This is a genomic window from Photobacterium salinisoli (assembly GCF_003614885.1).
GTDB classification, from domain to species: domain Bacteria; phylum Pseudomonadota; class Gammaproteobacteria; order Enterobacterales; family Vibrionaceae; genus Photobacterium; species Photobacterium salinisoli.
This window is the reverse complement of record NZ_QZMS01000011.1, coordinates 374,079-386,279: the sequence shown is the minus strand read 5'-3', so window position 1 is coordinate 386,279 and position 12,201 is coordinate 374,079. Positions and strand designations below refer to the sequence as shown.

Below are 12,201 nucleotides of genomic sequence, written 5' to 3'. Positions count from 1 at the left end.
AAGGCGGTTACACAACTATCGCAGCGATGGTGTCGGGCTTGGCAGGTTGTGGGTTTAGGCCTAAGAGTGTTCTGGCCTCATCGATAGTGGCCACGTCCCGGCCCAATTCGTGAGACAGTCTGACGATGCGATCCACCAACTGGGCATTGCTGGCGGCGAGCTCACCTTTTCGATAATAAATGTTGTCTTCGAGCCCCGTGCGCACATGGCCACCCAGTAAAATCGAGTAGGTGTTCAGCGGCAACTGCGCCTGCCCAATCCCGATGGCCGACCAGATGCTGTTGTCAGGCAGGCTGTCCACCAGATGCAGCAAGTCTTTGCAGGTCGGCCGGACCCCACCATGAATGCCCATCGCAAACGCAAACACCAACTGCTTGCCCAAGTAGCCTTGTTGCTGAAGGGTGATGGCTTCGTGGATGACCCCGGAATGGTAAATTTCTATCTCAGGGGTCACCTGATGCTCCTTCAGCGCCAGTGCGAGTTTTCTTGCCAGGGCGGGGCTGTTGATGAAGGGTTTGTCGCCATGATTCACCGACCCACAGTTAAAGGAAGCGATCTCTGGGCCGTACTGAAGATGATTCCAGGCTTCCTCTTCTGGCATGCCGTGTGGCAGGTTGAGGCCCGAGGTACTCAGGTTGAGGATAATGTCGGAACGTTCACGGATACGCTCAATGATCTCGCGCCAAACGTCTTTGTCGTAGCTTGGCTTACCCATTTCATCACGGGCGTGGATATGCGCGACACTGGCGCCCGCCTGACTGCACTGAACGACGGCATCGGCAATTTCTTTTGGCGTGTGTGGGACGGCGGGGTTTTTACTTCTTGGGGTGATCCCGCCATTAACGGCGGCAGTGATGATTAAATTGTCCATCTGTTTTAATTCTTCATATTATGTAACCACCTTCATAATAAATGTATAAAACTAGAGTAATGTCCCCAAAAAATGGTGACCAAATAGAATTTGTTGCATAAAACCACATAGGGTCTTGTGATGCGCGGAGTGGTTACAACACAGTCTATATAACTATGCACTCAGTAATGCGACATGCCTTGCCTGTGGCTATTCGTGAATTGCTCATTTAGCAAAGTCGCCGTAAAACGTTTGTCTGACAATAATCCTGAAATCAGGGTATTTCACTATCACAGGGTAAAGTTCAGGACGAATTTTCAGGTTGTCGGCGCCGGGAGCGCCTACCACCGCCCCGGCCAACACCATAGAACAAACAGGCATTTCTGGGCACTCTTTGAGACAACAAAGAGTGTCTGGCGCGCATACTGAGATGCCAAATGAACCACCAAACTCAAGCGCGACAAACCTTCGAACTCCAAATGTGTTCAACATAACTTATCGATTATTCCTCAACACTCATCAACCACCAACGCCGTCCCATAACTGCTGTTGATGCGGGTCTGGGCCTCAGGCGATACAGACAGCTTAGTGCCGGCAGATTGTCTGCCCGATACTGATTTGGCATGACACAGGCTGGCGTTGGCACCCATACCGAGTTCAACGGTAGCCTGATTAACATGCAGGGGCTGGGCAGCGTTATCGAGTGTGGCCCCCATGGCCAGATCCAGTATCAGGGTGTCTGTACTGCCGCTCAGCACCAGTTTGCTGCCCATTTTGCCTATGGCAGCGAAACTGTCGCTGGCCATGGCGCAACCGTCAACGGTAGCATCAATGCCGTATCTGGCGTCGAGGCGTTCAAGAGGCTGCGAAGTGTATATATGCACTGTCAGCGGTTCAGTGCTCTCCCAATCGTCACCCGAGCGATTGCTGATCTGCAAGGTGCCATGCTGTTCTGTCACCGTCATTTTCTCCAGAGCGGCAGCCTGACCTGTGGCTTCAAGGTAATTGTTGTCGCTGCAATGCACATAGATCTCAAGGCCTTTTTCGACAGACAGCTTATTGAATGCACGGACAGATTCTGTGCGTGTCTGCTCGTCGGCATAGCTGAAACTGATGATGCCGGTAAGCAGCGCAATACCAGTCAGAGAAGCAGGAAGAATCACTTTTTTGATCGTGTGTTCCATCGTGTTGTCACATCCATTAGCGAATAGTGAGTGTTTATATCAATATACGTGCCAGTAAGCGTAGCGGTGTGAACGTCAGGCAGAGTCTGGGGTTGTTGCGGATAGCGTTTTTGCGACGCTATGTTATTGATAACAGCGTTAGCTGAAAAAACTAACAGGTGGCAAAATTCGCCACCTGTTTTTATTGTTGCGGACAATGCTCGCTTACAGCATGCGGGATACCGTAAAGCGGGTTTGCTGAATAACACCATGATCCGGGTTCAGCTGCCAGTCCGGGTTTTCCATAAAGCCCAGAGCAGAGAAGCTCAGGCCATCGCTATCCTGCAGTTGCCAGGTCATGACTTTATCGCTGTCGGTAAAGGTGATCACCAGTTGCCCTTTGGCATTCACCACCCAGCTGAATGCCTCTGTTAGCGGCTGATCGGGCTGGTCAGTGTTCGGCACATTGTAGGTGCCGTTACCGGAGAGCAGGCCGTCTGCATTGTTGACCGGCACACCGCCAAATGCCAGGCTGTGGCCGTTATCCAGTGTCAGCAGGGCAGTGCTCAGCAGGTTGGCGGTAAAGGCCAGAGGTGTCGCCGTCCAGGGCGAGCCACAGCTTGCAATGGCCTGATCATAGTCGGCCTGTGTCGCACCGCTGTCGGTCGGGCTTTGTGTGCTGTTATTCCAGCCGGTGTCGAATGTATCGCACTGGGTCAGTAAACGGCCGGGCAGGGCACTTTGCACCAGCGAACCTGAACCGATCGCCCCCTGTTCCGCGGTAATTCCGTCAGGGGTATTGTCCTTGACCCATTGCTCATCCAGCGTAAAGGTTTTCCAGCCGGTCTCACCGTTGGCCTCAGCTTCTGCCAGCAGGGAGAAGGTCTGTGTCCAGTTAGTGGCATTAGGGATATCACGGCCTTGAACAACCAGCAGATTGTTATCGATTTCCCATTGATAGCTTTCTGCTTTTTCGCCTGTCAGACGATAGCCGAAGCCCTGGTTGTCGCTGCTGTTGGTCAGGAAGGTGTAGCGGCTGCTCAGAGCCTCGCCCGGTTTGCCCCACAGGAAGGACTGGCTGGCCAGACGATCAGTCGTCAGGGTGAGCTCGCCACCAGAGGTGCTTTGTTTACATGTCTCAACGGCAGCATCAAACTGGGCCCGGGTGGCTGCCACTGTGGGTGCGTTAGCCTCGCTCATCACGGAATCATCCGTTGTGCAGGGCGACAGGGTTGCACTGGTAACAGGGATCGGATCACCGGACTGACGGTAATCCAGGCTGCGCATCTGCCACAGGGCTTGTGTATCTATGACGTTGTCGCCGTTGCTGGCGTATTGCGAGAAGATGATAAACAGGTTGTGCTCGCTGGTTTTGTTGAGCATTGCCCAGACTTCGGCATCACCATTGCTGTTGAACAGCTTGATCATGCCGGAGGCGAACCCGTCTTTCTCGTTACTGCCGGTGATACTCCAGGTGTAGTTACCGGCTGCCACGCCGCTGAGATAGCGCACGGCTGTGCCATTGTCTGCAAACTCATAGGCTTCAGTGGAACCGGACTCTGACTGGCTGCCATAGCTGGTGCCGGTTTCCATCACACGGTTGCGGCGCAGCGCGGTCAGTGCTTTAACATCGTCACCGCCCAGTGGCAGGTAGCCGCCACATTGCAGAATGATGTTATGCATTTTGTTAGCGTCCAGCTCGAACGAGTTTGAAATAATGGCATCAAACTGGCAACTGAGTTTGGTGGGATCCTGCGGATCTTCATCGTACTCATCGCTGACGCCATCGTTATCATTGTCCGGATCAGCATTGTCGCCTTTGCCATCACCATCAGTGTCGACAGTTTCGGTTTTGTCTGTCGGGAATGCATCTTCGCTGTCGTTCACGCCGTCACCATCAGTATCGGGATTGAACGGGTCAGTCTTGAGCATTTCTTCCTGCACATCGGTCAGGCCGTCATTGTCGTCATCCGGATCGAGGTTATCGCCAAGACCGTCGTAATCGAAATCGGCGTTTTCATTGGGGTCATTCGGGAAGGGATCCGCCGCATCGATCACGCCGTCACCATCACTGTCAGTTTGCAACGCTGCATCGTCCACCACAATAGGCAGGTTATTGCCGTTGAGCACGACGCGGCCATGGGCATCAAAGACTAAGTGGTGATGGGTGTCTAATTGTTTTAACACATCACGCAGACGGCGGAACTCCGCCAGCGGGACGGCGAGCTCTTCTTCACTGGTCACTTCTTGTTTGAGCAGTATGCCCAGCTGAACAATGGCCCGCGCCTTGACGGCGATATCATCCAGGTCATTGGCAATGTAATCACCCATCACCTGACCGGCACTGATACCCAGCGACTGGGCGGTAGCGGAAATCGCTGTCGATTCGCCCAACCCTTCATACATATAAAGGTGCACAATACTGGTGAGCGGGGTGACTGTGGTATAGCCGATCGGGGCCGACATTAAAAAGCTGTTACTGACCGGTGTGTCCGGGTTGTCGAGATCCACTGTCTGACCGGCAATCGCCAGCACGAATGAGGCATATTGCGACGGGTTTTCCAGCCCGTTCAGGGCGATGGATGCCTGTCCCGATGCGTTGGTTGTGCCCTGACGATCGCCGGATTCAAAGCGGAAATTCTGCCCCACATCCACCCAGGCCCGTGCACTTTGCAGATACCCGTCAATGGCGGTAATGGTATAGGAAGGTATGGTTTTTACCGGCGCGACAGGCTGTTTGGAATCACCACCACAACCAGCCAGCAGGCTGATACCAATCAGCCCGCACGCGCACTCCCATGATTTGTTCATCATGTTCAGCCCCCAAGTCAATCGCACCGCGCTCCGCGGTCAAAAATAAGGTGTCGCGACTCTGTATCAGCACAGAATCACTTTTTATTGCTTTGTGACTGTTAGCTTAGTGTTGTCCAGCTTGACCTTCATTAGCGCCGGAGAAAATGGGTGTCGCGAGAATAAGAATGCGCAGGGTTAGCGGGGGATGCAAAACGGCAATCATGGTGTAAGATGATGAAAGTTTGGGTAATTAACAGGGAGCGTTAAGGGTATGACAACAAGTTTTTTTGCAGCCGTTCTGGCATTGTGGTTGTGCTGGTTATCTATGCAGGTGATCAAAGCACGCAGACGACATCAGATTGGTTACGGCGATGGCGGAGCCGAAGCAAAAGATCTGCAACTGGCCTGTTCAGCGCAGTCAAATGCGGTGAATTACATCCCAATTACCCTGATCTTGCTGTTTCTGCTCGAAGACAACGGCGGTGCTGGCTGGCTGATTGTGGTGATTGGGCTGATTTTCACGGCTGGCCGGGTGATTCATGGCCGTGGCATCTTAGCCGACAGTCTGAAAGGCCGGATAATGGGTATGCAGTTGACGCTTTGGCCGATCATCGCGCTGGCGGTTCTGAATCTGCTGTATTTTCTTTTTGGCTGAATTAAAGGGCCAGCCATAGCAGGCTGCCCTTTATAAAACAGCAGATTAAGCAATACGTTAAGCGAAATAGAGCACGCCCAGTGATGCCGGCCGGCTGGCGCCGGTCACTTCCGGTAAATTGCTCGGCAGGCCGTGAATACGGCGCTGTGCCAGCCACGCAAAGGCCATGGCTTCCATGTAGTCGCTGTCGACGCCATAGTCGCTGGTCGGTGCGACCTGCCAGTCGCCCAGCAGAGCCGACAAACGCGCCATCAGCAGGAGGTTTCGCGTACCCCCGCCGCACACCAGTAACAAGGGGGAAGGGCCTGTTTTAAAGCGCCCGACTTCGCTGGCAATCGTCACAGCGGTGAATTCACACAAGGTGCGCTGCACATCTTGCGCACTGAGAGCGCGATTGGTGATTCTGTTATCAAGCCAGGCCAGATTGAACAGCTCACGACCGGTACTTTTGGGGGCGGGTTGTGCCAAATACGGCTCGCTGAGCAAGTCGTTCAGTAATTCTTGGTTCACCTTGCCTTGTCTGGCAAAGTCGCCGTTGCGGTCAAACTTCTGGCCGGTATGCCGTTCACACCAGGCATCCATCAGCATATTTCCCGGTCCGGTATCGAAACCGAGTACGTTTTGGTTGGGACGAATCACGGAAATATTGGCAATCCCACCGATATTCAGCACCACTACGCTGGAGTCAGACGACTGAAAAAGGGTTTTGTGGAAAGCCGGAACCAGTGGTGCCCCCTGTCCGCCCAGCGCCATGTCTTTGCGGCGGAAATCCGCCACGGTATCAATACCTGTTTTTGCGGCAACGATATTGGCATCGCCGATTTGCAGCGTGAACGGTGCGTCTCCCAGGGGCTGGTGATACACAGTCTGGCCATGATTACCGATAGCACGGATCTGATCGGCCCGGTAACCGGATTGTGTCAGCAGGGTATTGACGGCATCGGCAAACAGATGCCCCAGCAAATGGTCCAGCTCGCCAATTTCAACCAGCGTGGTCTGCTGGCCGGTGCAGACGTTCAGTAAACGCTGCTTGAGAGAATCAGGTATGGGATAGTCATCATGAGCCAGCAATTGAATCTGGTCACCGTTAATCGACACTAACGCCGTGTCAACGCCGTCCATACTGGTGCCTGACATGACACCGATATATAACTCCTGAGTCATTCCTGTTCTCCTGCTCTGTCAGCCGATCGCTGTTCAGTGAAACCTAACTATGGTCATAGTGTCCCAGACTGCAGGTGAACACGATATTAAAATCGTATACGGAACCGTACCGAGTGGTCAGAGTGTGAATGGGATTACAACTCTTTGCAGTGCAGGCGAGGCAGCCTGTACAGGAAGTCACCGTGTGAGGCCTGCGCACAGTCCGGGATAATCAACATTGAGAAACCGGATCTTCCTGACTAGGCTTGCTGGTAAGTGCCGAAATAATAAATAAAATTTGTTTTGGTCTTTTCAGTATTCAAGCAGGAATCCCTATGTCCGACTTCTGGCAAAAGAATCTGTCGACGGCAAAAACCTTTCGGCAGGATTTACATCGCCATCCTGAGCTGGGATGGCAGGAGCACAATACCGCCGCCGCCATTCGTGATCGCCTGACCGCTATGGGTATCGACTGGCGACCTTGTGCACAAACGGGCACGCTGGCCCACATTGCGTCTGGCAATCCTGACGGTCGCCACATTGCCCTGCGGGGCGATATTGACGCTTTACCTATCAATGAAGACAGCGGGCGTACCTGGTCCTCACAACAGCAGGGGTGTATGCATGCCTGTGGTCATGACGGGCATACCGCAGCTCTGATGGCCACTGTCGCCTGGCTCAAGCAGCATGAAGACAGTTTGCCAGGCCCCGTCACTTTTTTGTTTCAGCCCGCAGAAGAAGGTGGTCACGGTGCCCGTGAAATGATTGCTGACGGTGCGCTTGAAGGGGTGGATGAAATCTACGGCTGGCACAACTGGCCGGCGATACCATTTGGCAAGATGATCTGCCCGGATAAGCTTGTGATGTGTGGCAATGCTACCTTTTCTATCACGGTTAGAGGGCGCGGCGGCCATGCCAGCCAGCCGGAGCTCTGCGCCGACCCTGTGCTGGCGGCGTCGGCAATTACCCTCAATTTGCAGCAGATCATCAGCCGGCGCTTACCGCCCCAACAGGCAGCTGTGGTGAGTGTGACTTCCATCGAAGCCGCCAGTGGTCTGACGGTGATCCCACAGCAAGCGGTGCTGAGAGGCAGTATCCGGGTGCCTGACGATCAAACCAAAACCCGAATCAATCAGCTGATTGAAGAGATCAGCCATCACACCGCCATGAGTTATGGCGTGGACTGTGAAGTGGCAATTCAGCCGCGCTACAGTGCCACGATCAATCATGCCAAACAGGCCACAAAGGCGCGGGATGCCTGGCTGGCTGATCAGGGCCAGCAACTCGACCATGGGATTTCACTGCCGGTTATGGCATCGGAAGATTTCAGCTATTACCTGCAACAGGTGCCCGGTGCGTTTGCCCTGATTGGAGCGGACGATGGCGAGCCTGTCCATCAGTACCCCTGTCACAGTCCTCACTACGATTTTAATGATCGACTGCTCGAAAAAGTCGTTCGCTGGTATGCCCGGCTTGCGGGGGCGCCATTACCGAACTACACAGGGTAGAGAGGGTTAAAAAAATCAAAGGGCTGTTGGTGGCTGGCTGGGGTGTTCAGCACAGCGCGACAGCCCTGTTTATACCAGAGATTTCACAGCACAAGGAGATGTACGATGAGCATTTTTGAACAGCGCGAATCCGAAATCCGGGCTTACTGCCGGGTCTACCCAGTCGTTTTCGATACGGCTGTCAATGCCAGGCAGACCGATGAGCAGGGTAAAGAATATATCGACTTCTTTGCCGGTGCCGGAGTGCTGAACTTTGGGCATAACAACGAACGTATGAAACAGGCGGTGATCGACTATCTCCAGCGCAATGGGGTGACACACAGCCTGGACATGCACACCAGCGCGAAACGCCGGTTTATGGAGCGGTTTCATCAGGTCATTCTTGAACCGCGCAACATGCCTCACAAGATGCAGTTTATGGGGCCAACCGGGACCAATGCCGTCGAAGCCGCGTTGAAACTGGCGCGGCGTGTCACAGGACGCCATGAGGTCGTCGCCTTCCAGCACGGCTTTCATGGCATGACCTTAGGCGCACTGGCCTGTACGGCGAACCAGTACTTCCGGGGCGCAGCGGGTGTGCCGCTGACCCATGTGTCACATACCGCTTTCGGTGCCCAGGGCAAAGCGGCAGAGCAAGCGTTGCAGGTGCTGGAACGGCTGGAGGACAGCTATCAGGACGGTTCCAGCGGTGTAAGGCCACCGGCCGCATTTATGGTTGAAGTGGTGCAGGCTGAAGGGGGCGTGAACATTGCCGATAAAGCCTGGCTGCAGCGGCTGGCGTCGCTGGCGAAATCGGTTGGTGCATTGCTGATCGTGGACGATATTCAGGCTGGCATGGGGCGAACCGGTTCGTTTTTCAGTTTCGATGATTACGGGATCGACCCTGATATCGTTTGTCTGGCCAAAGGGCTGGGCGGCATGGGCACCCCGATTGCCATGAATCTGATAAAACCCGAGCTGGATAAGCACTGGTCTCCGGGCGAGCACACGGGCACCTTCCGTGGACAATGTCTGTCCTTTGTCGCGGGCTGTGAAGCGCTGAGCTATTTCGAAGACAGCCACCTGATGGAAGAAGTACAGCAAAAAGGCGCGATGATGCACGCGGCACTGGCACCGCTGGCGGATCTGGCCGGTGTCGAGGTACGCGGTAAAGGCATGTTATATGGCGTAGATGTGGGTCTCGGAGAGCTGGCGAAAACCATTGTCGGACGCTGTTTCGAGGCTGGGTTGCTGGTCTCAGCCTGCGGCAGCGGCGGCCGGGTGATTAAGCTGATCCCGCCACTGACAACGCCGGAGGCGGACTTGAGGTCAGGGCTGGAAATTCTGGTGGAAGTGACCCAAAACGTGCTCCGGGAGGCGGTATGAAAAAACGCGACGATATGACCTTTCCTTTTGAGGAATATGAGCGACGCCTGGGTGAGTTGAGACAGCGTATCGCCCAGCGCCGGCTGGATGCGGTGGTGATCACCGATCCTGAAAACATCATGTACCTGACGGATTATCAGACAACCGGCTATTCCTTTTTTCAGGCGCTGGTTGTGCCGCTGGAAGACGAACCCTTCATGATTACCCGGGCGATGGAGGAGTCGAACATTTTCGCCCGTACCTGGATTGAAAGGACGCGGCCTTATCCGGATACCGGTGACGCGATTCAGATGCTGGTGGATGCGTTGCGGGAATTCGGACTGTCGCGAAAGCGCATCGGCTACGAAAGAAACAGCTACTTCTTTCCGGCCTATCAGCAGGACACCATACACACCACGCTGACGGAAGCTAAACTGCTGGACTGCTTCGGTATCGTGGAGCAGGGGCGCATCTGCAAATCGCCGGTTGAAATCGAATTGATGCGCAGGGCGGCGATTGCCACCGAAGCCGGCATGAAGGCCGGTATTGCGGCCTGTCAGGCCGGAGTGACAGAAAACGAAATCGGAGCGGCAATCAGCTCAGCGATGTTCAAGGCGGGCGGGGAGCCCCCTGCTGTGATGCCGTACGTGACATCCGGACCAAGGACCATGATAGGCCATGCGACCTGGGAAGGGCGGGTTGTGCAACCGGGCGAGCACGTGTTTCTCGAAGTGGCAGGCTGCTATCGTCGCTATCACACCGCCATGATGCGCACTGTGATTCTGGGGGAACTGACCGATTCCATGTACAAAGCGCAGGAAACCATGAAGCTGGCGCTGCAATCCTTGCATGCGTACATCCAGCCCGGAATGACAGTGTCGGATGCGGATAACCTGATCCGTAATATCATTTCACACAATGATGTTGGGGCCAGGTTGATCACCCGCTCCGGCTATTCCATTGGAATTGCTTTTCCGCCCAGCTGGGATGAGGGCTACATTGTCAGCCTGAAACAAGGTGAATCGACCGTGCTGCAAGAGGGCATGACGTTCCACATTATCCCCTGGATGTGGGGGGTGGACGGCGACAAGACCTGCGGTATTTCCGATACCATTGTTATCACAGCAGATGGCTGCGAATCTTTTTTCACCTTGCCGAAAGACTTCACTGTGTTGCCCGAACAGGGTAAACCAGCCAAGCCTGAAGCCGCCGCATCCAGCCTGTCGTCTGACAAAGCGACATCCATAGATAAAGCCCGCAAAGGCAAACAGCAACAGGCTAACGGATAGCCGATTAAGGGGGGAAATATGTCTTTAAAAGCGATCAATCCGGCCAATGGCACACTGATTGAGCAATACCCGACGCTGACTGCTGATGCGCTGGATAGCCAGATTAAAGCGGCGAGCGCAGCGCAGCCTGACTGGCAGCGCTTAACGTTTGCCGCGCGCGCCGAGGTATTGCGCCGCGTAGCAGAACAGTTGAGGGAGCATAAAACCCGTTTGGGCGAACTGATGACACTGGAAATGGGTAAGCCGGTGAAGGAAGCCGGCCCGGAAGTGGAAAAAGCGGCCTGGTGTGCGGAGCATTATGCCGAGCATGCACAATATTATCTGGCAGATCAAAGTTTGCCGTCTGATGCCAGCCACAGTTATGTCTGTTATCAGCCCTTAGGCACAGTGTTAGGTATCTTGCCCTGGAATGCCCCGCTGTGGCTGGCGTTTCGGTTTCTGGCTCCGGCACTGATGGCCGGGAACACTTGTGTGATGAAGCACGATCCGCATGTGCCGGGTTGCGCCCGCGCGATCGCAGAGATGTTTTCACTGGCGGGTGCGCCCGCCAATATTATGGTCAACTTGCCGATTGACAATGAGCTCGCTGAGCAGGCGATCCGTCATCCTGATATTGCGGCGGTTTCGTTTACCGGCTCAGATCGTGCTGGTGCGAAAGTGGCCGCGACCGCAGCCAGTGAGATCAAACCGGCGGTGCTGGAGCTGGGCGGTTCCGATCCTCTGGTGGTACTGGCTGATGCTGACTTGGAAACGGCCGCTGATGTGGCGACACTGTCACGCATTATCAACGCCGGTCAGTCCTGCATTGCCGCCAAACGGATTATTGTTGAAGCGCCTGTGTATGACATCTTTACCCAGCTGGTGGAAAGACGGCTGACGCTGCTGAGAGTCGGCGATCCCTCTTCGCCAGACACGGATGTCGGGCCGCTGGCACGTGATGATTTACGTCAGAACCTGCATCGTCAGGTGCAGGCAACGATAGAGGCTGGCGCACGATGCCTGATGGGCGGGCAGCCAGATAATGGGTTAGGGTATTTTTATCCGGTGACTTTGCTGGCAGACGTGACACCAGAGATGTGCGCGTTTCGTGAAGAAACCTTTGGCCCTGTGATGGTGCTGGTCAAAGCGGACGATGCGGAACACGCGTTGCGGCTGGCTAACGACACGGCCTACGGGCTGGGCGCCGGGGTCTGGACGGGCAGCCCGGTACACGCACAGCGTTTTATCCGCGAATTGCAGGCGGGCCAGATTGCCGTGAACGGTATTGTGAAAACAGATCCCCGCCTGCCGAGCGGCGGCATTAAACGCTCTGGTTACGGGCGGGAACTGGGGCCGCAAGGCATTCACGAGTTCGTGAATGCCAAGCAGGTTTGGGTGAAATAGTTTTATTAGACAATTACTTCCATATTTTTATATGCAGTTTAATAGTTGAAAAAGAAACCGCTTAATATTTCGA

At 54.6% G+C, this 12,201-nt stretch carries 10 protein-coding genes; 5 read left to right on the top strand and 5 right to left on the bottom strand.

Annotated elements, in window-relative coordinates; translation table 11 throughout:
• Window positions 1–7: 7 nt before the first annotated feature.
• The 4 genes from D6M16_RS13165 to D6M16_RS13155 all read right to left on the bottom strand — a co-directional run bounded on the left by D6M16_RS13165 (window position 8) and on the right by D6M16_RS13155 (window position 4,827).
• Window positions 8–871, bottom strand: coding sequence for a beta-keto acid cleavage family enzyme (locus D6M16_RS13165; protein WP_120512332.1), 864 nt, complete (start codon window positions 869–871; stop codon window positions 8–10).
• Between the two features lie 204 nt (window positions 872–1,075).
• On the bottom strand, window positions 1,076–1,231 hold the full coding sequence (locus D6M16_RS22270; protein WP_162941027.1) for a hypothetical protein: 156 nt from the start codon (window positions 1,229–1,231) through the stop codon (window positions 1,076–1,078).
• 128 nt (window positions 1,232–1,359) lie between these two features.
• Entirely contained in the window at window positions 1,360–2,034 is a 675-nt protein-coding gene (locus tag D6M16_RS13160; RefSeq protein ID WP_120512331.1) for a GIN domain-containing protein, read from the bottom strand.
• Window positions 2,035–2,238: 204 nt separating this feature from the next.
• Window positions 2,239–4,827, bottom strand: a complete 2,589-nt coding sequence (locus tag D6M16_RS13155) for a hypothetical protein (protein WP_120512330.1) — start codon at window positions 4,825–4,827, stop codon at window positions 2,239–2,241.
• 250 nt (window positions 4,828–5,077) lie between these two features.
• Between D6M16_RS13155 and D6M16_RS13150 the strand changes: the two genes are divergently transcribed.
• Complete coding sequence (locus D6M16_RS13150) at window positions 5,078–5,461, top strand: MAPEG family protein (RefSeq protein WP_120512329.1); 384 nt, start codon at window positions 5,078–5,080, stop codon at window positions 5,459–5,461.
• 57 nt (window positions 5,462–5,518) lie between these two features.
• Here D6M16_RS13150 and D6M16_RS13145 read toward each other — a convergent pair whose 3' ends face one another.
• Window positions 5,519–6,625: an anhydro-N-acetylmuramic acid kinase gene (locus D6M16_RS13145; protein ID WP_120512328.1), complete on the bottom strand. Its 1,107-nt coding sequence runs from the start codon at window positions 6,623–6,625 to the stop codon at window positions 5,519–5,521.
• Window positions 6,626–6,939: 314 nt separating this feature from the next.
• On the opposite strand from D6M16_RS13145, the gene doeB2 reads away from it, so the two are divergent.
• The 4 genes from doeB2 to D6M16_RS13125 all read left to right on the top strand — a co-directional run bounded on the left by doeB2 (window position 6,940) and on the right by D6M16_RS13125 (window position 12,128).
• Window positions 6,940–8,112 (top strand): N(2)-acetyl-L-2,4-diaminobutanoate deacetylase DoeB2, encoded by a 1,173-nt coding sequence (gene doeB2 / locus D6M16_RS13140; RefSeq protein WP_120512327.1) that lies wholly within the window; start codon window positions 6,940–6,942, stop codon window positions 8,110–8,112.
• Window positions 8,113–8,217: 105 nt separating this feature from the next.
• Window positions 8,218–9,477: an aspartate aminotransferase family protein gene (locus tag D6M16_RS13135; RefSeq protein ID WP_120512326.1), complete on the top strand. Its 1,260-nt coding sequence runs from the start codon at window positions 8,218–8,220 to the stop codon at window positions 9,475–9,477.
• Window positions 9,474–10,745 (top strand): ectoine hydrolase, encoded by a 1,272-nt coding sequence (gene doeA / locus D6M16_RS13130; protein WP_120512325.1) that lies wholly within the window; start codon window positions 9,474–9,476, stop codon window positions 10,743–10,745. The genes D6M16_RS13135 and doeA overlap by 4 nt, the downstream gene beginning before the upstream one ends.
• 18 nt (window positions 10,746–10,763) lie before the next feature.
• Window positions 10,764–12,128 carry an NAD-dependent succinate-semialdehyde dehydrogenase gene (locus D6M16_RS13125; protein WP_120512324.1) on the top strand — a complete coding sequence of 455 codons (1,365 nt, stop codon included), beginning with the start codon at window positions 10,764–10,766 and terminating at the stop codon, window positions 12,126–12,128.
• Window positions 12,129–12,201: the final 73 nt, after the last annotated feature.